The following is a 20,075-nucleotide window of genomic DNA, read 5'->3' as shown; positions in this document are numbered from 1 at the left end:
GACGGATATAGCAGTGTTGGTTTAGCGATAGCCACGCTTACGGTAGAAGTGGCGGCTACTGAGCGGCACAAACAGCAGCAGCAGTACCACAAAATCGGGAAACTTGTGCGCCAGTAACGCCTGAATAATCTGACGATTAGTGTCACCGCTGATGCTGAAAATCTCCGGATAGATCCAGCCCATCGACGCAGCGAACATATACAACAGCACCACCACCTGCGTCAGCAGGTAACCCCAGCGCCCCCAGTTATGGCCGCGCATCAGGGCGATGGCACAGCGCAGTTCGATAAAAAAGATCAGCTGGCTGGCGATGAAGATCAGCGTTGAATCCCAGGCCTGAGCGCTGCGATGAATAAAGTTCATCACCTCTTCAACGCCCAGTTCGTTAGCCAGCAGCACGACGCCCAGACAACGGGTGGCAATAATGGCACTGCCGGCAATCCACACCGGCACCGGAATGCCGGATGCCGTGTGCGACACCGCTTTGACCTCTCTCAACACCTCTGACATCGCTCTCTCCAACTTTTCCGAACGTTTGCCCCACGCTGGTGCAACTGATCCATGGTGGTGTCTCACTGCCGCCCCGCTAAGAATATCCCTGGCCGGATGAGAAAAAAAGCGTCTTTTATTTCACCAGTGAAAATAAATTAACTTTTTTAACTCTGCCCGCGCAGCCAAATTGCCCCTTGCTGCCGCGATCTATTGCCGCAATAAAATAAGCCACTTATTTCTGGCACGATCCCTGCAATCGATATCAGGGGGTTCGCTAAATATCGGCAACGGCCCCTCTATTTTTAGCCTGAATGCGCAATTAATTCCACTATGCGGAACAAAAATTGCCAGAAAGCTATTTTGTTTATTTTTGAAACTATCAGGGAGTCGCAAGATCGATGTCTGAAGATAAATTACCGCTTTCGGCTGAAAAGTGGTCAGTCGGCACAGGAGCCTGGCTGGCATTAATATTGGCCATCCTGTTTTTCTCCGGCCTGTTTTTTAACGTGGAGGGCATGGCCTGGCTGGGCGCCTTTGATTTTACCACCCTCGGCGGCAGCTTCGGCACCATGAAAGATCCGGCGCATAACACCTTCGTTGGCGCCGGTGGCCTGAGCGCCAAAGCGGGCTTTCTGTTCGCACTGTCGCTGGTGCCCACGGTGATGCTGGCACTCGGCCTGCTGGAGATCTTTACCCACTATGGCGCCATCCGCGCCGCCCACAAACTGCTGACGCCGCTGCTGCGCCCGCTGTTAGGCATTCCGGGCCGTACCGGGCTGGCGCTGATTACCGATCTGCAAAGCACCGACGCGGGTGCAGCATTAACCAAAGAGCTGTACGACAACAAGCAGGTGAGTAAAAAAGATGTGGTGATTATGGGCGCCTGGCAATATTCCGGCGCCGGGCTGATTAATAACTACTTCTCAATTGGCTCAGCGCTATTTGCTTCGCTGGCAACGCCGGTACTGGTTCCGCTGGTGCTGATGTTTGTACTGAAATTTGTCGGCGGCGCGTTTGTGCGCCTGATGTTGAATACCCTGTATAAGCGAGACTTCCAGCATGCAGAATAACCCTCAGGTTAACGTCTCAAATAATCCGTTTGATATCTTTGTGGTGGGGGCGCGTAAAGGCTTCCATATTGCCATCCACAACTTAATGCCTAACGTAGTGATGGCGTATGTCATTGCTGAGGTGCTGAATCTGCTCGGGGTGATGACGCTGATTGGTGATGTTTTCGCCCCGGTAATGGGCCTGTTTGGCCTGCCGGGGCAAGCGGTCACCGTGCTGCTCACTGCCTGGCTCTCCTCTTCTGCCGGCACTGGCGTGGCGATCAGCCTGCTGGCTAAGGGCGTACTGAGCGGCGCGGATATTACCATTTTAACCCCGGCGATCTTTTTGATGGGTTCTCAGTTACAGTATATGGGCCGCCTGCTGGGCGTGTCTGACGTGCCGAAAAAGTACTGGCCCCTGTTAATGCTGACCAGCATTATGAATGCGGTAATTTCCATGCTGGTGATGCGAGTCGTTGCGTAATAAAAGCTGAATGGAGTGCATAACGTGTTAAAAGTATTGGAGCATTACAACTACCTGCATGAAATCCCGGAGCTGGGTTTCGAGGAATTTAAAACCTCGGCGTATATCAGCCAGCAGCTGAAGGCCGCCGGTTACGCCGTGCAGGACAATTTCAATGCCACCACGGGGATCGTCGCGGTGCTGGACAGCGGCATACCTGGCCCAACGCTGGCGCTGCGTGCCGATATGGATGCCCTCGGCCATGTGATTAACGGCGTGCCCTGCGCCCGCCATACCTGCGGCCACGATGGACACTCCTCAGTGGTGCTGACGGCAGCCCAGGAGCTGATCGCCGAGCAGGCGGTCAAGAAAGGCCGCCTGAAGCTGATTTTCCAGCCGGCCGAAGAGTTAGGCACCGGCGCGCTGGCGATGATCGCCGGGGGAGCAATCGACGATGTCGATATGATTCTCGGCTTCCACGTGCGCCCGGCGGAAGAGTGCGCGGTTGGCACCGCCATCCCGGCAGTTTACTACTCCGCCTGCGTCACCGTTGAGGCGATCGTTCGCGGCCAGACCGCCCACGGCGCGCGCCCGCATCTCGGCGTCAATGCGCTGGATGCTGCAGTCAGCGCGGTGAACGCCGTCAACGCTATTCATATGGCCCCGAACAGCGTCTGGAGCGCCAAAGCCACGCGTTTCCTGTGCGACGCGGGCGTCACCAACTCGATCCCGGATGAAGCACGCGTGGTATTCGACCTGCGCGCCGCGAAAAACGAGGATATGATGGAGTTGCAGAGCCGGGTGCAGCGCGCTATCGAACACAGCGTGGCCGCCTTTGGCGCAACGGCTGAAGTGCTGACGTTAAAAGCGATGCCCGCCGCAGAAATTGATGACGAGATGAGCGCGCTTATCTCCGGCGCGATTGTTGAAGTGCTGGGCGAAGACGCACTGATGGAGCCGCGCTCCACGCCGGGCAGCGAAGATTTCTTCCACTATCCGGTCCAGCGCCCATCGCTAAAGGCTGGTTTTTGGGGATTAGGAACGGGGCTGGTGCCGGGTCTGCATCACCCGGATATGCACTTTGATCTCAACTCGCTGCCGGTCGGCATCAAGATCTTCAAAGCCTGCGTGAAGAAGGTGCTGGGATAAAAGGCACGGGCGAGGCATGCCTCGCCCCTACAAATATCGTAGGGGACGGGCATGCCCGTCCCTTTTAATGGCCGCCACGCGCCTTCTGGATATCCTTCAAACGCTGTTTCTCTTCGTGCGCCATAAAGCGCCAGGCGATAAACCCGACCAGCCCCACCACAATCAGGATCAGCGATGCCAGGGCGTTAATCTCCGGGTTAATCCCACGGCGCACGGTGGCGAAGATCTGCATCGGCAGCGTAGTCGCGCCCGGCCCGGTAACAAAGCTGGATATCACCAGGTCATCCAGCGACAGGGTAAACGCCAGCAGCCAGCCGGTGACAATTGCCGGGGCAATCATCGGCACGGTAATCACGAAGAACACCTTCAGCGGCGTAGCACCGAGGTCCATTGCCGCTTCCTCGATCGAACGGTCCAGCTCGCGCAGGCGCGAGTTGATCACCACTGCGACATAGGCGGTACAGAACGTCACGTGCGCCAGCCAGATAGTCAGCATGCCGCGGTCGGCGGGCCAGCCAAATGCATTGGCCATTGCAACAAACAGCAGCAGCAGCGACAGCCCGGTAATCACGTCCGGCATCACCAGCGGTGCGGTCAGCATAAAGGCAAACCCGGTCGATCCCTTAAAACGGCCAAAGCGCACAATCACTACTGCCGCGATAGTACCGAGGATCACCGCCGCCGTGGCCGCCAGCGCGGCAATCGACAGGCTAAGCGTCACCGCGCTAATCATCGCATCGTCGTGGAATAGCACGCTGTACCAGTGCAGGGAGAAGCTTTCCCACGCCGCCAGCTGCGATGAGTTAAACGAGTAGATCACCAGCAGCAGCATCGGCGCATACAGGAAGAAGAAGCAGACGGAGAGGATCGCCGTGCGCCACTTGGATTTAATGGTCGGCAGATTACTCATCCCTCATCCCCCACTTCTTTATTCTGATGTTTGTGGAACCAGATAATCGGCAGGATCAGGATCAGCAGGATAATCACCGCCAGCGCGGAAGCCACCGGCCAGTCGCGGTTGTTGAAGAACTCCTGCCACAGCACGCGGCCAATCATAATACTGTCCGGGCCACCGAGCAGTTCCGGGATCACGTACTCCCCGACCGCCGGAATGAACACCAGCATCGACCCGGCGATAATTCCGCCTTTGGTCAGGGGGACGATCACGCTAAAGAACGTTTTCAGCGGGCGCGCGCCCAGATCGAGCGAAGCTTCCACCAGCGAGTAGTCAATGCGCGTCAGCGCCGTGTAGATCGGTAACACCATAAACGGCAGATAGCAGTAAACAATGCCGATATAGACCGCCAGGTTAGTGTAAAGAATGGCGATCGGATGGTCGGTAATGCCAGTCCACATCAGGAAGCGGTTCAGCACGCCGTTATCGTTGAGGATACCCATCCAGGCATAAACGCGTACCAGGAAAGAGGTCCACGACGGCAGGATCACCAGCAGCAGCAGAATGTTGCGCGTCGACGGGGCTGCATGGGCGATTGCCCACGCCAGCGGATAACCTATCGCCAGGCAGATCAGCGTCGAGATCGCCGCCACCTGCAGTGAATGCAGATAAGCATCGACATACAGCGGATCATCGGTCAGCGTAATATAGTTACCAAAGTTCAGCACCATATTCAGCTGGCCGTCGGCCCAGCTCAGCAGCTCGGTATAGGGCGGAATAGCGCGCGCAATATCGGCAAAGCTGATCTTCAGCACGATCAGGAACGGCAGCAGGAACAGCAGCGACAGCCAGAGGTAAGGCAGCGCAATCACCAGCTTGCGACCGTGCGCCATCTGGAAGCGCGTCAGCAGCCCTTTGAAGCCGGTTTGCTGGCCGCTCGGTGGCTCAGTGGTACGTTCAGAATATTGGCTCATCTCTCCCCCACTTAAACCGTCAGAACCACGCAGCTGTCGGCTTCCCAACAGAGGCGCACTTCGTCACCCCAGGTCGGGGCACCTTTGCGGAAACGGTGCGCGTTCTGCAGCTGGGCGCTGATCATCTGGCCGCTGTGCAGGCGGACATGATAGATCGACAGGTCGCCAAGATAGGCAATGTGCACCACTTCACCCACGGCAAAGTTGCAGCCGTCCGGCGGGATATCATCGCACAGCATCACTTTTTCCGGGCGCAGCGCCACCGAGACCGGCACGCCGTCCACGATCGAGACATCGCTCGCCACTTTCAGCGGATGAAGCAGGCCCGGGCTGTCGATAATCAGGCCATCGGTTTGCCGCTCGCGCAGCAGCCCCTCGAACAGGTTTACCGAGCCGATAAACTCAGCGCTGAAGCGGGTGGTCGGGTGCTCGTAAATCTCTTCCGGCTCGCCAATCTGCACGAATTTGCCACGGTTCATAATGGCGATACGCCCGGCCATGGTCATCGCTTCTTCCTGGTCGTGCGTCACCATCACGCAGGTGGCACCCACGCGCTCAAGGATATCCACCACTTCGTGCTGCATGCGGTCGCGCAGTTTTTTATCCAGCGCGCCCATCGGTTCATCCAGCAGCAGCAGCTTCGGCCGCTTGGCCAGGCTGCGTGCCAGCGCCACGCGCTGCCGCTGTCCGCCAGACAGCTGGTGCGGCTTACGCCTGGCGTACTCCTGCATATGAACCAGCGTTAGCATCTCAGCCACGCGCTCATTGATTTCAGCTTTTGGCAGACGGTCCTGCTTCAGGCCAAAGGCGATATTCTGCTCCACCGTCATATGGGGGAACAGTGCGTAGGACTGAAACATCATATTGATTGGGCGCTGATACGGCGGCACGTGAGAGAGATCCTGGCCGTCGAGCACAATTTGCCCGTGAGTCGGGGGCTCAAAACCTGCCAGCATGCGCAGCAGCGTGGACTTACCACAGCCTGAAGCACCCAGCAGCGCGAAAATTTCGCCTTTATAGATGGTGAGGTTCACATCATCCACCGCGTGCTGACCGTCAAACGACTTGGTCAGGTTGCGGATCTCCAGCAGCGGCGTTAACGCCTTGCCTGCTTTGCTTTGAGTACGAGGGGTTGCGTCGTTCACGACCATTTTACTCCGGCGCTAAAAGAGGGGACGGCTGTGCGGGTGCCCCACCCTAAAAATAACAAAACAGAGGCCGGTAACGCGCCTCTGTTGTGGGCTGACAGTGTGCAGTTATGCAGTCACTGCAATCAGTTACTTACCACTTTTAACTTTAGTCCATGCACGCGTACGTACACGGTCAAGTTTTGGATCCTGCACCTTAAGGGTGAACAGTTTCGCCATGGTGTCCGGCGTTGGATAGACGCCCGGGTTGTTACGAATCGCTTCATCAACGAACGGCACAGAGGCCTTGTTGCCGCTGGCGTAGTAGACCGAGTTAGAGATGTTCGCCATCACTTTTGGATCCATCAGATAGTTGAGGAACTGATAGGCTGCATCCAGGTTTTTGGCATCTTTGGGGATCGCCAGGGTATCGAAGAACGCCAGCGCGCCCTCTTTAGGGATGCTGTAAGCAATATCGACGCCGTTCTTCGCTTCTACCGCACGTTTTTTCGCCTGCAGAATATCCCCTGCCCAGCCGATAGCCACGCAGGTATTGCCGTTCGCCAGGTCGTTAATGTACTGGGACGAGTGGAAATAACGGATGCTTGGACGCAGCTTCAGCAGCAGGTCGGTTGCCGCAGTGTAATCTTTGGCATCGCTGCTGTTCGGATCTTTGCCCATGTAGTTCAGCACGGTGGCGAAGATCTCTTCCGGGGCATCAAGGAACGACACGCCGCAGCTTTTCAGTTTTTCCAGGTTCTCCGGCTTCAGCACCAGGTCCCAGCTGTTGACCGGCGCATCTTTGCCCAGCGCGGCTTTCACTTTTTCCACGTTATAGCCAATACCGGTGGTCGCCCACAGGTAAGGGATGGCATATTTGTTGCCCGGATCGTGCTGTTCCAGCTTCTTCATCAGATCGGGGTCAAGATTCTTGTAGTTTGGCAGCTTGCTCTTATCCAGCGGCTGGAACACGCCGGACTGCAGCTGACGCGCCAGGAAGCTGGAGGAAGGGACGACCACATCATAGCCGGTGCTGCCCGCCATCAGTTTGCCTTCCAGCACTTCGTTGGAGTCGAAGACGTCGTACACCACTTTAATGCCGGTTTGCTTTTCAAAATCCGCCACGGTATTTGGCGCAATATAATCTGACCAGTTATAAACGTGCAGCGTCTTGTCTGCGGCCAGTGAGCCTGCAGAGATCGCCATCAGCGTTCCCGCAACCACACCTGACAACCATTTTTTACGTTGGTTGAACATCTTCCATCCTCCTGAACAGGGATAATCTTATGCCGGGCAGGCTAACTGGTTAGCACCTGCCTCTTAATATAGGTCAGTACATTAAAGGCTACAGAATGAATCATTATTCATCCCGTGGTTAATACTAAAAACCTATATATCTGGGGACGTTGCACGCTTCATGCAGCCACGCAAGAATAGCCCCACTCACCCGGCCAGACCAGCCCTCAGGGTAAAAAACGCCTTTTATCGATTTTTTATGCACGTTTCCTCTATGTGATATGCCATTCACGGCATAAATGGCGATAGAAATCTGGCATTAGAGGGCAAAATGCAGAATAAAAAGTGGTATTGCTCCAGAACGAAGTGTCGCTAAAAACAGCATTTAACACAGGGAGTAGCGTAGAAATTGAATGGGGTAAGAAAGACAGAATAAAAACGGGCGGATTAGAGGTCCGCCCGCAGGAAAAAATGCCGTAAACGTCAGCCGCTTAATGCAGCATCGGTTGGCCGCCGAGCATCGGCGTACGGTCATCGTCATCTTCACCGATCATCAGCAGATGATTGGCAAAGGCTTCCATCACAATCATCGAGATCTGCTCTTCGCTCTGCTTCATAAAATAGGCGAACTGCCCGTAGGTCAGGCCTGCGGTAATGCTCAGCGACTGGCAGACGATCAGCTTCGGCAGGTTATCATCCTGGATATCGAGGAAGGCTTTCGCCGATAGCGAGCTGGCGTTAATCTGCGACAAATCGCCCGCCAGCGGGATCAGCGCCGTCGGTTTAACTTCCGCCAGGGCGGAAAACAGGATCACGTTATCCACCAAATCGAGCTTGGCATCAAACACCCCATCAAAATTCTGCATATGAGGCAGATGAAGGGCCTGGCAGGAGTCACACTCAAACCAGGTGATACTTTGCTGATCCAACCAACGTCGTAACACGTCGATATCGGGAACAACGAGTGAATCCATAGGCTTTGTCTCTTTCTCTGGCCGCCACAAAATTGCGCACTAGCTTACGTAAAAACCTCGCCAAAAACCACGATTACGACAGAAATATGACGTCAACCACCGGTTTTAAGACTGAAGCCAGGTTGCGCCTGCTGCTCTATCCAGTGAATCATCATGGCGGCGATATCCAGACCGGTTGTCTTTTCAATCCCTTCCAGCCCCGGCGAGGCATTCACCTCCATCACCAGCGGGCCGCGACTGGCGCGTAAAATATCGACGCCGGCCACGTCCAGACCGAGCGTGGCCGTGGCTTTGATAGCGATTTCACGCTCGCTGTCGCTGATGGTCACGCGCCGGGCGCTACCGCCGCGGTGCAGATTGGAGCGGAAATCCCCCTCTTTCGCCTGGCGCTCTATCGCTGCGACCACTTCCCCGCCGATCACCAGGCAGCGCACATCGCTGCCGCGTGCCTCTTGAATAAACTCCTGCACCAGAATGTGCGCATTCAGCCCGCGAAAGGCATCAATCACGCTCTCTGCCGCCTGACGAGTTTCCGCCAGCACCACGCCAATTCCCTGCGTCCCTTCCACCAGTTTTACCACCAGCGGCGCGCCGCCGACCATCTCGATCAGGTCACGGGTGTCATCCGGCGAATGAGCAAAACCGGTGATCGGCATGGCAATCCCTGCGCGCGCCAGCAGCTGTAGCGAGCGCAGCTTGTCGCGCGCGCGCGCAATCGCCAGCGACTCGTTCAGCGGGTAACTGCCGCACATCTCAAACTGACGCAGCACTGCCGTGCCGTAAAAGGTGATCGCCGAACCGATACGCGGGATCACCGCATCGAAATGCGCCAGCTGCCGACCGCGATAGTGAATGGCCGACGAGCCGGGATTGATATTCATATAGCAGGAGAGCGGATCAATCACCTCAATGCTATGCCCGCGGCTGCGGGCGGCCTCCAGCAGGCGTTGACAGGAGTAAAGCGTACTGTCGCGGGAAAGAATGGCAATTTTCACCAGCAGCCTCCGAAGCCGTCAGAATTAGCGCGTCGCCCAGCCCTGCTTGTGCAGGTAGTCAAGAATAAACGGACGGCTCTCTTTGATGATGGTTTTCTGGATGTGTTCGCTCCAGCTCTCGCTGCGGCGATTGCTGTCGCGGTGCTGATAATATTCCACCAGCTCGTTGTCATACTGCGCCAGCACTTCCGGGTTGATCGGCTGATAGCTGTTTTCATGCACCAGCATCGCGGCGGGCATGCGCGGCTTGAGTTCAGGGTCCTGCGCTGGTTCACCCAGGCACATGCCAAACAGCGGCAGGACAAATTTCGGCAGATGCAGAAGCTCGGTCACCTGCGCGATATTGTTACGAATACCGCCGATATACACGCCGCCCAGGCCGAGCGATTCCGCTGCAGTCAGCGCATTCTGCGCCATCAGAGCGGTATCGACACAGCCCAGCAGCAGCTGCTCCGCCATACCCAGCTGGGCATCCGGGCAGATCTGCTGCAGGCGGTTAAAATCGGCGCAGAACACCCAGAACTCTGCGGCCTGCGCCACATACTTCTGGCCACCGCTCAGCGTCACCAGCTGTTCGCGCAGTGCGGGATCGGTAATACGAATGATTGAGGTGCATTGCAGAAAGCTGGAGCTGGAAGCCGACTGGGCAGCAGCAAGAATGGCTGCGCGCTGCTCGTCGCTGATAGCGCGATCGGTAAAAGCGCGAATTGAGCGGTGTGAGCGCAGCAGGTCAATGGTCGGCGTCATGGGAATCTCCTGGTTTAGACGTGTCACGCGAAGCGCGCGTGTTAAAAAGTTCGGGTGCCATTACTTTCGCCGTGCGCCACATCATTACCGTGGCCGCAGGCAGCATCAGCGCGATACCGGCGAAAATCATCACCGTTGCCGCCAGCTTACCGCGTAACAGCGACGGTAAAGGTAGCACTTCGTGCAACGTCAGGTAAGAGAGGACCAGCAGCAGGATGCCGATAACTTCAAGGATAAGTACGGCATGGGGCATCTGACTAAAGGCACGCATGAACACTCTCCGACAGGCGGCATGATAAAAACAGTGGGGTTATTAAAGCCTAAGTCGGCAAGTTATGCATAGCGACCAATCGGACTGACAGGCAACTCCTTCTTTATTTCACTCGTTGATGCGGGCATCATAGGCGCCATTAAGCGTTAAGGTGTGACTTGAGTCACATAAAAGAATCTGACCTTTGAGGAGAGAGCTATGTTTACAGTGATTTTTGGACGTCCGGGCTGCCCTTACTGTGTACGTGCAACAGAGCTGGCAGAGAAACTGACCGCAGAGCGTGATGATTTCAACTTCCGCTATATCGACATCCATGCTGAAGGCATCACCAAAGCCGATCTGGAAAAAACTGTAGGTAAGCCCGTTGAAACCGTCCCGCAGATCTTCGTCGACGAGAAACACATTGGCGGCTGCACCGAATTCCAGGCCTGGGCCAAAGAAAACCTCGGTCTGTACCAGTAACAATAACCGCCTTGCGGTTATTGTTACCGTAGGGGTCGGGCATGCCCGCCCCCTACAACCGCTGCTGATGCCGCATCTCCAGCAGCGTCCTGCCCAACATCACTGCCAACGTCCCTGAACCACACCAGAACACTGCGCTGGTGATAAACGCGATCTCCTGAACCAGCTCCAGGTGATGAAATGCACTCAGCTGCATTAGCGCCAGGCAGGGTGCAGAAGCGAGGGCAATCGCCAGCGCCATCGCGGTCAGCGGCGCCTCTCTCGAGGTCAGTGCCGCCAGCGCCCCGGGCAGTAAAAACAGCAGCAACCCCAGCTGAGCATGGCCGACATAGCCCACCGGTAGCGGAAAACGCACGGCAATATAGATCGCGCCATACAAAATGCTACAGGCGACCAGGCCGGGCCAGCTAATCCCTTTTATCCACATAGAATTTTCTCCAGGCTATTTTCCCTTCACGATAAAAATAAGCCTACGGATAGCGCAGTGATAAAATTAAAATCCGTAACAAATAAGCCAGGCGAATGCTGGCTGTCATAAGCTATTGCGATTAAAATGAGCGGCGTTTTTATCCCATTCAGCGTGATTATTGCCGATTGAGCATAGCGCTCATCGCATCAGTGGGTGAAATTTAGCGCATAAACCCCTTCCCATCAATAGGTTACTGGTAAATAAGAAGTTAAACCGTGAATATAAACGTCGCAGATTTGTTAAGTGGAAATTACATTCTGTTGTTATTTGTCGTACTGGCGCTGGGGTTATGCTTAGGCAAACTTCGGTTAGGTTCTGTTCAACTCGGTAATTCTATTGGCGTTTTAGTTGTCTCCTTACTGCTCGGCCAGCAGCATTTCGCGATTAATACCGATGCGCTGAATCTGGGCTTTATGCTATTTATTTTTTGCGTCGGCGTCGAAGCCGGACCCAACTTTTTTTCTATCTTCTTCCGCGACGGTAAAAATTACCTGATGCTGGCGATTGTGATGGTCAGCAGCGCGATGGTGCTGGCGCTGGGGCTTGGCAAGCTGTTTGGCTGGGACATCGGCCTGACGGCGGGGATGCTGGCCGGTGCCATGACCTCGACCCCGGTGCTGGTCGGCGCGGGCGATACCCTGCGCCAGACGCTGAGCGACGGTAAGAGCCTGAGCCTGGCACAGGACCACCTCAGCCTCGGCTACGCTCTGACCTACCTGATTGGCCTCGTCAGCCTGATTTTTGGCGCGCGCTATCTGCCAAAACTGCAGCATCAGGATCTGCCCACCAGCGCCCAGCAGATCGCCCGTGAGCGCGGCCTCGACCCGGACAGCCAGCGTAAAGTTTACCTGCCGGTGATCCGCGCCTATCGCGTCGGGCCAGAGCTGGTCGCCTGGAGCGACGGCAAAAACCTGCGCGAGCTCGGCATCTACCGCCAGACCGGCTGCTACATCGAGCGTATTCGGCGCAACGGCATTCTGGCAAATCCGGATGGCGATGCGCTGCTGCAGCCCGGCGATGAGATCTCACTGGTCGGCTACCCGGATGCGCACTCGCGCCTTGACCCGAGTTTCCGCAACGGCAAAGAGGTGTTCGACCGCGATCTGCTGGATATGCGCATCGTTAATGAAGAGATCGTGGTGAAGAACAACAATGCGGTGAACAAACGCCTCAGCCAGCTGAAGCTCACCGATCACGGCTGTTTCCTTAACCGCGTGATCCGCAGCCAGATTGAGATGCCAATCGATGACAGCATTATCCTGAATAAAGGTGACGTGCTGCATATCAGCGGCGAGGCGCGCCGGGTGAAATCGGTGGCGGATCGCATTGGCTTTATCTCGATTCACAGTCAGGTCACCGATCTGCTGGCGTTCTGCGCCTTCTTTATCATCGGTCTGATGATCGGCATGATCACCTTTCAGTTCAGCAGCTTTAATTTTGGCATTGGTAATGCGGCCGGGCTGCTGTTCGCCGGCATTATGCTCGGCTTCCTGCGTGCCAATCACCCCACCTTCGGTTACATCCCGCAGGGGGCGTTGACCATGGTGAAAGAGTTCGGGCTGATGGTGTTTATGGCGGGCGTCGGTCTGAGCGCCGGCAGCGGCATCACCAAAGGCCTGGGGGAGACCGGGCTGCTGATGCTCGGGGCCGGGCTGGTGGTCAGCCTGGTGCCGGTCATTATTTGCTTCCTGTTCGGTGCCTGGGTACTGAAAATGAACCGCGCCCTGCTGTTTGGCGCCATCATGGGCGCGCGCACCTGCGCCCCGGCAATGGAGATTATCAGCGACACCGCGCGCAGTAACATTCCGGCACTGGGCTATGCCGGAACTTATGCTATTGCTAACGTTTTGCTGACGCTGGCAGGCACGCTGATTGTGATAATCTGGCCGTTTTTTGGTGGTTAAAAATAATTTATCGATTGGGGAGAACTTTTATAGCGGGCCACAGTCTTAATTAGTGCCACTGCTTTTCTTTGAAATCCCCAAATTGAGGAGCCCGTTAATCTTATGATTAGCGGGTTTTTTTCTGCCTGTCATTTGGCCCAGAATCGTCTGATCTGCTGCCGATATTTTTAACGTCACAAAAACGTCATTCAATCTCAACAAAAGCCAAACGAACCCGGTAATTAAGAGTGTGGCCCTTTACCTGCCCGCCGCACGCTTTTACCTTAAGCAATTCGTGCTACTACTGCGAACAAAAGGTAAAGAAAGTCATGATGGATGAGTTGAACCGGTCGCTATTTTTATTGATCAACGCTGACGGCCGTTCCCCCGAGTGGCTGATAGCCCTCGCCACCTTTATTGCCCGCGATCTTATCGCCATTGTGCCGCTGCTGATTGTGGGCTTGTGGCTGTGGGGGCCGCGCAGCCAGCTGACCTCGCAGCGCGTGCTGGTGGTGAAAACCGGTATCGCCCTGCTCTATGCCCTGGCGATCTCCTGGTGCCTGGCGCAGCTGTTTCCTCATCCACGCCCGTTTGCCATTGGCCTGGGTCATCAGTTCCTGTCGCACGCGCCGGATGACTCCTACCCGAGCGATCACGGTACGGTAATTTTCACCTTTGCCATCGCCTTTATCAGCTGGCATCGCGCCTGGTCTGGGGCCGTACTCTTGCTGACCGGTGCCGCTATCGCCTGGTCACGCGTCTACCTTGGGGTACACTGGCCGATGGATATGCTGGGCGGCATGCTGGTGGGCCTGCTCTCCTGCCTGTTTGCGCAAATTTTCTGGCAGCTGACCGGGGCACGTCTGATGCCGCTGCTTTCTGCACTCTATCGCGTCGTTTTTGCTTTCCCTATCAGCAAGGGCTGGGTACGCCATTAACTCGCTGGCGGGACTATATTAACCGGTCCCGCTTTACCCTGATTAATATCATCCTAATTGCTATTAACCGCTAAAAAACTGCCAAAAAAACCTGCCATTTCCTCAAGGTTTATTGCGCAATCTGCTTGATAAATGTGCAAATTAATCTCTATGTTGCGCAAGTCACAAAAACTCCAATAAACCACGACGCAGAGCTTTCATCTATTTTTTCTGGTGGTAGAGTGTGCGCCATTAAACCAGAGCAATGAAGTCAATCGACGCGTCGATGGCGCGATTAACTTCATCGTTTTAAACACTGGAGAATCAAATGGACACATCCCAAACGGCGGTGCTCAGCCCCGAAGCGTCTCAGGATGCCAGCGCATGGCGTAAAACCGACACTATGTGGATGCTGGGGCTGTACGGCACGGCCATTGGTGCTGGCGTACTGTTCCTGCCGATAAATGCCGGGATTGGCGGCCTTATCCCGCTGGTCATTATGGCGCTGCTGGCGTTTCCAATGACCTTCTTTGCCCACCGTGGGCTGTGCCGCTTCGTGCTCTCCGGGCGCAAACCCGGCGAGGATATTACTGAGGTAGTAGAAGAGCACTTCGGCGTCGGCGCCGGCAAGCTGATCACCCTGCTCTACTTCTTCGCCATCTACCCGATTCTGCTGGTTTACAGCGTCGCCATCACTAACACCGTTGAGAGTTTTATCACCCACCAGCTGCAGATGCAGGCTCCGCCGCGCGCGCTGCTGGCGCTAATCCTGATTGTCGGCCTGATGACCATTGTGCGCTTCGGCAAAGAGATGATCGTCAAAACCATGAGCGTACTGGTCTATCCGTTCGTGCTGGTGCTGATGCTGCTGGCGCTCTATCTTATCCCGCACTGGAGCAGCGCGATTTTTGCCAATGCCAGCCTGAGCGGCAGCGGCAAGGGGTTGATGATGACCCTGTGGTTAGCGATCCCGGTGATGGTGTTCTCCTTTAACCACTCGCCGATTATTTCCGCCTTTGCCGTGGCCAAACGGGAAGAGTACGGCGACCAGGCAGAGCCGAAGTGTTCCCGCATCCTCGCGCGCAGCCATATTATGATGGTGCTGACGGTGATGTTCTTTGTCTTCAGCTGCGTGCTGAGCCTGACGCCGGAGAACCTGGCGGAAGCCAAAGCGCAGAACATTTCCATTCTCTCTTACCTGGCGAACCACTTTGATACCCCGCTGATGGCGTGGCTGGCGCCGATTATCGCCATGGTAGCGATCACCAAATCGTTCCTCGGCCACTATCTTGGGGCGCGTGAAGGCTTTAACGGCACGGTGAATAAGCTGTTGCGCAGCCGTGGCAAAACCCTTGCCGAGCACAAGCTGAACCGCTTTACCGCGCTGTTTATGCTGATAACAACCTGGATTGTCGCGACGCTGGACCCGAGCATTCTCGGCCTGATCGAAAGCCTGGGCGGCCCAATTATTGCGGTGCTGCTGTTCCTGATGCCGATGTATGCCATCAACAAGGTCCCGGCCATGCGCCAGTACAGCGGCAAGTTAAGTAATGTGTTCGTGGTGCTGGTCGGCCTGGTGGCGATTTCTGCGGTGGCTTACGATCTGTTTTGATTGTTCAGGGCCGACCAGAAAAGCGGTCGGCCCCTACGCAGGATAGATGCAGGGGCCGACCCTCTTTTTCGGTCGGCCCTTACGCAGGATAGATGTAGGGGCCGACCCTCTTTTCGGTCGGCCCTTATCCATTATGAAAACCAGCTGCCAAACCATCCGGTCATCTTCATCATAACGAAATCCCAGATGCGGCTGAAGAAACCGCCCTCTTTCACTTCGTCCAGCACCACCAGCGGGCGCTGCTCAATGGATTTTCCGTCCAGCTGGAAATCAATCGTTCCCACCACCTGATTCTTCGCCAGCGGGGCCGTCAGCTGCGGCTGGCTGAGGGTAAAGCTCGCCTTGAGGTTTTTCATCTGCCCTTTTGGCAGGGTAATCGCCGCATCCTTCGCTACGCCAAGATTTACTTCACTCTTATCGCCATACCAGACGCGCTGGGTGGCAAACGCCGTCCCGGCCTTGATTGGCGTCACCGTTTCCCAGAAGCGGAAGCCCCAGGTCAGCAGCTTTTCGCTCTCGCGGAAGCGGATAGCATCGGTGGCCGCGCCCAGCACCACAGAAATTAAGCGCTGATCGCCCTCTTTCGCTGATGCCACAAGATTATTGCCGGCGCCGGAAGTGTGCCCGGTCTTGATCCCGTCCACCTGCAGATTGGTGCTCCACAGCAGGCGGTTGCGGTTGTACTGGCGGATCTTATTAAAGGTGAACTCTTTCTCTTTATGCAGCGCGTACTCATCCGGCACGTCGCGGATCAGCGCCTGACCAATCAGGGCCATATCGCGCGCGGTGCTGTACTGGCCGTCCGAATCCAGCCCGTGCACCGTTTTAAAGTGGGTATTCTTCAGGCCCAGCGCCTGCACGTAGTTGTTCATCAGGCCAACGAAAGAGTCCTGACTGCCCGCTACGTGGTCGGCGAGCGCAATGCTGGCATCGTTACCGGACTGGATCACAATCCCTTTATTCAGCTCCGACACCGGGATCCGGTCCCCAGGCTTGAGGAACATCAGCGAAGAGCCTTGCAGAATCGGGTTGCCGGTCGCCCAGGCATCTTTGCCCACGGTGACCATGTCGTCATTGCTGATTTTGCCCGCCTTCAGCGCCTGCCCGGTAACATAGCTGGCCATCATTTTGGTCAGGCTGGCCGGGTCGAGCCGCTGATCCGCATTGGATTCTGCCAGCACTTTACCGCTGTTGTAGTCCATCAGCACCCAGGCTTTGGCATCGATCTGCGGGGCGGCAGGGGCCTGCTCTGCGCGCGCGGGGGAGAGGGTAAACAGCAATAACGTCGAAGTAGTAGCCAGTGCATACACACCGGTAGAGAGGAGCGTTTTCTTCATGGCGAGACCAGGTATCCATTTGAAAGACAATGATTATCAAAGCGCATCTGACGATTAGCCGCCCTACACTAAGGCGTTATAAGCTTAAAAAAAACGTTTAAACCGTAAAGTTTCTTAGAGTTTATTAGAAAAATCTTAGGCTTGCCCAGACGGCTGGCCAAATTATCGCCGTTAGGTGTGGGCTGAAAACAGGTTAAATTCCGAATTTTCACTGAACAGTTAAGCCCGTCACAAAAATCCGCTAACCTGAGAAAAGTCTGCCAGAGGAGTGACGACGATGGATTTAGCGCTGTTTGACCTTGATGAAACGCTGATTTGTGAAGACAGTACCGGCCTGTGGCTGCGCTGGCTGGTTTCCCAGGGGTTTGCCCCGGCCGCGCTGATAGAACAAGAACGCGCGCTGATGGAGCACTACTATCAGGGGTCGCTGTCTATGGAACAGTATATGAGCACCACGCTGTCGCCGCTGGCAGGAATGGCCACGCCGACGGTAGCAGGCTGGATACGCCGGTTTATTCATCGCGATATCCTGCCGCGCGTTTACCCCGCCGCGCGCGAACGCCTGGCGTGGCACCAGCAGCGCGGCGATAAAATCATCGTGATCTCCGCCAGCGGTGAACATCTGGTGAAGCCTATTGCGCAACAGCTGGGCGCGCACGCGGCGCTGGCGATTGGCGTGGAGATTATTGATGACCGCTACAGCGGCGAAATCTACGGCACTCTGACCTACAAAGAGGGAAAAGTCAGCCGCGTCAGCGACTGGAAGGCGCAGCAGCAGGAGCACCGCTTTGCCCACACCTGGGCTTACAGCGACTCAATCAACGACCTGCCAATGCTGGAACATGCCGATCACGCCTGGGTGATCAATCCGGCAGAGCCGCTGCAGCAGCTAGCGCAGCAGCGCGGCTGGGAAATCTGCCACTGGGTGAAATAAGATTGGCAGGCAACGGAGTGCCCGCTTATTTTACTCAATACCCACTTTCAGCAGCTTGCCGTTGGCTTCATCCGTCAGCACGTAAAGCCAGCCGTCTGGCCCGCTGCGCACATCGCGAATGCGCTCCCCGCGCTCGCTCAGCAGGCGCTCCTGCTCTTTCAGCTGTTCACCGTTGATGCTCAGGCGGATCAGGCTTTTCTCCTTTAGCGCCCCGATAAACAGCGAATTTTTCCACTGCGGAAACCGCGTACCCTGGTAAAACGCCATGCCGCTGATAGCCGGGGAGACTTTCCACCAGAACAGCGGCTGCTCGGTTCCCGCGGCCGTGCTGCCTTTTGAACCCGGTACCTTCGCGCCGCTGTAATCAATGCCCCAGGTGGCCAGCGGCCAGCCGTAGTTTTTTCCCCTGCGCGGGATATTCACCTCATCGCCGCCGCGCGGGCCGTGCTCGCTCTCCCAGACTTCACCGCTCTGCGGGTTGAGCGCTAACCCCTGCGGGTTACGCACTCCCCAACTCCAGATCTCGCTACGAACGCCCTGGCGGCCAACCAGCGGATTGTCAGAGGGGATTTTGCCATCGGCGGTCAGGCGCACAATTTTGCCCTGCAATGCGTTGAGATCCTGCGCTTTAGCAGCCTGGAAATTATCCCCAAAGGCGATGAACAGATGACCGCTGCGGTCAAACGCCATGCGCGTACCAAGATTCGCCCCGCTGGATAAACCTTGCTGGCGCAGCACCGGTTGGAAGCCACTGAGCTGGCGGTAATCTTCGCTCAGGCGGCCATAACCGACTACAGCCCCAGCCGCGCCATCTTCTCCGGCCAGCGTGTAGCTGAGCCAGACGCGACGGCTGCTGGCAAAGTCCGGCGCCAGCGCCACATCAAGCAGGCCCCCCTGGCGCTGAGCCCACACCTGCGGCACCCCGCTGATGGGCTGGGAGAGGCCGGAGCCGTGCTGCCAGCGCCTGAGCTGGCCGGCGCGTTCGGTGATCAACACCCCCTCTTCGCCCGGCAGAAAGGCCAGCGCCCAGGGGTGATCGAGACCGCTTTGCAGCTCCTGTACGGTGATTTTTTCAGCTCTGAGGGCGGGGCTTAACAGCAGGGAGGCAGCCAGTGCAGGCAGCAGCAGATAACGCGTCATCGTAATCACTCCGGGCAGGGGCCAACCTTTTTATTGGTCAGCCCATAAAACAGGAATTACTTATCGGGGAAGTTCACTACATCACTGACCATCTGGTCGATACCGCTTTTCAACTGGGTAAGAGTAATGGGGGCATTATTGTTCGGCACCGTGTTGCCATAGGCCTTGCGCACCGCCTCCATCACGGGCTTACCGGTTTGGCTATCCACCAGCTGCATCTCCAGGAACAGCACGCTGTTCTGGGTACGGTGGCCGGAAGCCGCCATGGTGCTGGCGACCACTGCTGCAATCGGCACGACCTCATAGAACTTCATATCCTGATTTTCGGCATTGACGGCGGTAATGGCGGTTTTCAGCTCCAGCGTGCCCGGCCCCGCGTGGTTAACCAGCGGTTTGTGCCGGGCCACGGCGGCTTTCAGCGTCTGGTCGAGATAGGCGCGGATTTGATCGAGGGTCTGCTGGCTGACGCGGGCGGTCGGCTTCGCGGCAGGGTAGTAAACGGCAGGCGTGTAATGGATAGCGTTGTATTTTGCGGATTGATAGTCCGGTGACACCCAGCGCAGGGTTTGCACGCCGCTGGCGGATTTTTCCGGCTTCAGGTGGCTATAATCCGGCAGGAAACCGGAATACTGGCTGGTATCAGCCACTTTTGACGAGCAGCCAGCCAGCACCAGACACGCCATTGCCAGACCCGCGATGAGAGGTATACGCACATTGCGCATTGTCACGTTCCTTTACGATTAAGGTCTTTCAATCATAGAGTGCACAGCGGCGTTCACCAGCAATGGTTAAGAAATATTTGATCTCACAGACAAAGGTCGAGGCATGCCTCGACCCTACAAGGGATCGCGTGGGGTTTCACCGGGGCCAGGCATGCCTCGACCCTGCAAGGGATCGCGTGGGGTTTCACCGGGGCCAGGCACGCCTCGACCCTGCAAGGGATCGCGTG

21 protein-coding genes are annotated in these 20,075 nt (G+C 56.3%); 8 read left to right on the top strand and 13 right to left on the bottom strand.

Annotated elements, in window-relative coordinates; all coding sequences use genetic code 11:
* Positions 1–21 precede the first annotated feature (21 nt).
* Positions 22–510: a YbjO family protein gene (locus QLG07_RS00105; RefSeq protein WP_048916568.1), complete on the bottom strand. Its 489-nt coding sequence runs from the start codon at positions 508–510 to the stop codon at positions 22–24.
* Positions 511–890: 380 nt separating this feature from the next.
* On the opposite strand from QLG07_RS00105, the gene QLG07_RS00100 reads away from it, so the two are divergent.
* From QLG07_RS00100 to QLG07_RS00090, 3 genes are read left to right on the top strand one after another with little or no spacing between them, the layout of a single operon-like run.
* On the top strand, positions 891–1,562 hold the full coding sequence (locus tag QLG07_RS00100; RefSeq protein WP_048916569.1) for a nucleoside recognition domain-containing protein: 672 nt from the start codon (positions 891–893) through the stop codon (positions 1,560–1,562).
* Positions 1,552–2,025: a YjiG family protein gene (locus QLG07_RS00095; RefSeq protein WP_099754074.1), complete on the top strand. Its 474-nt coding sequence runs from the start codon at positions 1,552–1,554 to the stop codon at positions 2,023–2,025. The genes QLG07_RS00100 and QLG07_RS00095 overlap by 11 nt, the downstream gene beginning before the upstream one ends.
* Positions 2,026–2,049: 24 nt before the next feature.
* Positions 2,050–3,153, top strand: coding sequence for an amidohydrolase (locus tag QLG07_RS00090; protein ID WP_282468183.1), 1,104 nt, complete (start codon positions 2,050–2,052; stop codon positions 3,151–3,153).
* Positions 3,154–3,217: 64 nt separating this feature from the next.
* On the opposite strand, the gene potI is transcribed toward QLG07_RS00090, so the two are convergent.
* The 8 genes from potI to QLG07_RS00050 all read right to left on the bottom strand — a co-directional run bounded on the left by potI (position 3,218) and on the right by QLG07_RS00050 (position 10,372).
* Entirely contained in the window at positions 3,218–4,063 is an 846-nt protein-coding gene (gene potI / locus QLG07_RS00085) for a putrescine ABC transporter permease PotI (RefSeq protein ID WP_048916572.1), read from the bottom strand.
* Positions 4,060–5,022: a putrescine ABC transporter permease PotH gene (potH, locus tag QLG07_RS00080; RefSeq protein ID WP_048916573.1), complete on the bottom strand. Its 963-nt coding sequence runs from the start codon at positions 5,020–5,022 to the stop codon at positions 4,060–4,062. Before potH ends, potI begins: the two co-directional genes overlap by 4 nt.
* A gap of 11 nt (positions 5,023–5,033) precedes the next feature.
* Positions 5,034–6,173: a putrescine ABC transporter ATP-binding subunit PotG gene (gene potG / locus QLG07_RS00075; RefSeq protein ID WP_282468182.1), complete on the bottom strand. Its 1,140-nt coding sequence runs from the start codon at positions 6,171–6,173 to the stop codon at positions 5,034–5,036.
* Between the two features lie 126 nt (positions 6,174–6,299).
* Positions 6,300–7,406 carry a spermidine/putrescine ABC transporter substrate-binding protein PotF gene (gene potF / locus QLG07_RS00070; RefSeq protein ID WP_048916575.1) on the bottom strand — a complete coding sequence of 369 codons (1,107 nt, stop codon included), beginning with the start codon at positions 7,404–7,406 and terminating at the stop codon, positions 6,300–6,302.
* Between the two features lie 470 nt (positions 7,407–7,876).
* On the bottom strand, positions 7,877–8,359 hold the full coding sequence (locus tag QLG07_RS00065) for a YbjN domain-containing protein (protein ID WP_048916576.1): 483 nt from the start codon (positions 8,357–8,359) through the stop codon (positions 7,877–7,879).
* 92 nt (positions 8,360–8,451) lie between these two features.
* Positions 8,452–9,354, bottom strand: a complete 903-nt coding sequence (rimK, locus tag QLG07_RS00060) for a 30S ribosomal protein S6--L-glutamate ligase (protein WP_187497114.1) — start codon at positions 9,352–9,354, stop codon at positions 8,452–8,454.
* A gap of 24 nt (positions 9,355–9,378) precedes the next feature.
* Positions 9,379–10,101, bottom strand: coding sequence for an oxygen-insensitive NADPH nitroreductase (nfsA, locus tag QLG07_RS00055; RefSeq protein ID WP_048916578.1), 723 nt, complete (start codon positions 10,099–10,101; stop codon positions 9,379–9,381).
* A complete protein-coding gene (locus QLG07_RS00050) occupies positions 10,085–10,372 on the bottom strand; it encodes a YbjC family protein (RefSeq protein WP_282468181.1) in 288 nt (95 codons plus the stop codon). Before QLG07_RS00050 ends, nfsA begins: the two co-directional genes overlap by 17 nt.
* A 198-nt stretch (positions 10,373–10,570) precedes the next feature.
* On the opposite strand from QLG07_RS00050, the gene QLG07_RS00045 reads away from it, so the two are divergent.
* Complete coding sequence (locus QLG07_RS00045) at positions 10,571–10,834, top strand: GrxA family glutaredoxin (protein WP_048916580.1); 264 nt, start codon at positions 10,571–10,573, stop codon at positions 10,832–10,834.
* A 52-nt stretch (positions 10,835–10,886) separates the two neighbouring features.
* On the opposite strand, the gene ybjM is transcribed toward QLG07_RS00045, so the two are convergent.
* Entirely contained in the window at positions 10,887–11,261 is a 375-nt protein-coding gene (gene ybjM / locus QLG07_RS00040; protein ID WP_048916581.1) for an inner membrane protein YbjM, read from the bottom strand.
* A gap of 257 nt (positions 11,262–11,518) precedes the next feature.
* On the opposite strand from ybjM, the gene QLG07_RS00035 reads away from it, so the two are divergent.
* From QLG07_RS00035 to QLG07_RS00025, 3 genes are all read left to right on the top strand, one after another.
* Complete coding sequence (locus QLG07_RS00035) at positions 11,519–13,207, top strand: aspartate:alanine antiporter (RefSeq protein ID WP_048916582.1); 1,689 nt, start codon at positions 11,519–11,521, stop codon at positions 13,205–13,207.
* A gap of 311 nt (positions 13,208–13,518) precedes the next feature.
* Positions 13,519–14,124 (top strand): undecaprenyl-diphosphate phosphatase, encoded by a 606-nt coding sequence (ybjG, locus tag QLG07_RS00030; RefSeq protein ID WP_048916583.1) that lies wholly within the window; start codon positions 13,519–13,521, stop codon positions 14,122–14,124.
* 307 nt (positions 14,125–14,431) lie between these two features.
* Positions 14,432–15,715 carry an HAAAP family serine/threonine permease gene (locus QLG07_RS00025; RefSeq protein WP_133624095.1) on the top strand — a complete coding sequence of 428 codons (1,284 nt, stop codon included), beginning with the start codon at positions 14,432–14,434 and terminating at the stop codon, positions 15,713–15,715.
* 131 nt (positions 15,716–15,846) lie between these two features.
* Here the strand turns inward: QLG07_RS00025 and QLG07_RS00020 are convergent, their stop codons facing one another.
* A complete protein-coding gene (locus tag QLG07_RS00020; protein ID WP_048916585.1) occupies positions 15,847–17,052 on the bottom strand; it encodes a serine hydrolase in 1,206 nt (401 codons plus the stop codon).
* Between the two features lie 277 nt (positions 17,053–17,329).
* On the opposite strand from QLG07_RS00020, the gene QLG07_RS00015 reads away from it, so the two are divergent.
* The gene (locus QLG07_RS00015; protein WP_048916586.1) at positions 17,330–17,986 is read left to right on the top strand and encodes an HAD family hydrolase; all 657 of its coding nucleotides are present in this window, start codon (positions 17,330–17,332) and stop codon (positions 17,984–17,986) included.
* Between the two features lie 30 nt (positions 17,987–18,016).
* On the opposite strand, the gene QLG07_RS00010 is transcribed toward QLG07_RS00015, so the two are convergent.
* Together QLG07_RS00010 and QLG07_RS00005 are read right to left on the bottom strand one after the other, a co-directional pair.
* Positions 18,017–19,126, bottom strand: a complete 1,110-nt coding sequence (locus QLG07_RS00010; RefSeq protein WP_282468180.1) for a PQQ-dependent sugar dehydrogenase — start codon at positions 19,124–19,126, stop codon at positions 18,017–18,019.
* A 56-nt stretch (positions 19,127–19,182) separates the two neighbouring features.
* Positions 19,183–19,848 carry a DUF3313 domain-containing protein gene (locus tag QLG07_RS00005; protein ID WP_282468179.1) on the bottom strand — a complete coding sequence of 222 codons (666 nt, stop codon included), beginning with the start codon at positions 19,846–19,848 and terminating at the stop codon, positions 19,183–19,185.
* Positions 19,849–20,075: the final 227 nt, after the last annotated feature.

Origin of the sequence: Erwinia sp. V90_4 (assembly GCF_029967685.1) — a bacterium.
GTDB classification, from domain to species: domain Bacteria; phylum Pseudomonadota; class Gammaproteobacteria; order Enterobacterales; family Enterobacteriaceae; genus Erwinia; species Erwinia aphidicola.
This window is presented reverse-complemented; position numbering and strand designations above follow the sequence as displayed.

Excerpts from the sequence above, each read along its gene's own strand:
- QLG07_RS00105 (WP_048916568.1), bottom strand. The coding sequence starts at position 510 with ATGTCAGAGGTGTTGAGAGAGGTCAAAGCGGTGTCGCACACGGCATCC.
- QLG07_RS00100 (WP_048916569.1), top strand. The coding sequence starts at position 891 with ATGTCTGAAGATAAATTACCGCTTTCGGCTGAAAAGTGGTCAGTCGGC.
- QLG07_RS00095 (WP_099754074.1), top strand. The coding sequence starts at position 1,552 with ATGCAGAATAACCCTCAGGTTAACGTCTCAAATAATCCGTTTGATATC.
- potI (WP_048916572.1), bottom strand. The coding sequence starts at position 4,063 with ATGAGTAATCTGCCGACCATTAAATCCAAGTGGCGCACGGCGATCCTC.
- potH (WP_048916573.1), bottom strand. The coding sequence starts at position 5,022 with ATGAGCCAATATTCTGAACGTACCACTGAGCCACCGAGCGGCCAGCAA.
- potG (WP_282468182.1), bottom strand. The coding sequence starts at position 6,173 with ATGGTCGTGAACGACGCAACCCCTCGTACTCAAAGCAAAGCAGGCAAG.
- potF (WP_048916575.1), bottom strand. The coding sequence starts at position 7,406 with ATGTTCAACCAACGTAAAAAATGGTTGTCAGGTGTGGTTGCGGGAACG.
- QLG07_RS00065 (WP_048916576.1), bottom strand. The coding sequence starts at position 8,359 with ATGGATTCACTCGTTGTTCCCGATATCGACGTGTTACGACGTTGGTTG.
- nfsA (WP_048916578.1), bottom strand. The coding sequence starts at position 10,101 with ATGACGCCGACCATTGACCTGCTGCGCTCACACCGCTCAATTCGCGCT.
- QLG07_RS00050 (WP_282468181.1), bottom strand. The coding sequence starts at position 10,372 with ATGCGTGCCTTTAGTCAGATGCCCCATGCCGTACTTATCCTTGAAGTT.
- QLG07_RS00045 (WP_048916580.1), top strand. The coding sequence starts at position 10,571 with ATGTTTACAGTGATTTTTGGACGTCCGGGCTGCCCTTACTGTGTACGT.
- ybjM (WP_048916581.1), bottom strand. The coding sequence starts at position 11,261 with ATGTGGATAAAAGGGATTAGCTGGCCCGGCCTGGTCGCCTGTAGCATT.
- ybjG (WP_048916583.1), top strand. The coding sequence starts at position 13,519 with ATGGATGAGTTGAACCGGTCGCTATTTTTATTGATCAACGCTGACGGC.
- QLG07_RS00025 (WP_133624095.1), top strand. The coding sequence starts at position 14,432 with ATGGACACATCCCAAACGGCGGTGCTCAGCCCCGAAGCGTCTCAGGAT.
- QLG07_RS00020 (WP_048916585.1), bottom strand. The coding sequence starts at position 17,052 with ATGAAGAAAACGCTCCTCTCTACCGGTGTGTATGCACTGGCTACTACT.
- QLG07_RS00015 (WP_048916586.1), top strand. The coding sequence starts at position 17,330 with ATGGATTTAGCGCTGTTTGACCTTGATGAAACGCTGATTTGTGAAGAC.
- QLG07_RS00010 (WP_282468180.1), bottom strand. The coding sequence starts at position 19,126 with ATGACGCGTTATCTGCTGCTGCCTGCACTGGCTGCCTCCCTGCTGTTA.
- QLG07_RS00005 (WP_282468179.1), bottom strand. The coding sequence starts at position 19,848 with ATGCGCAATGTGCGTATACCTCTCATCGCGGGTCTGGCAATGGCGTGT.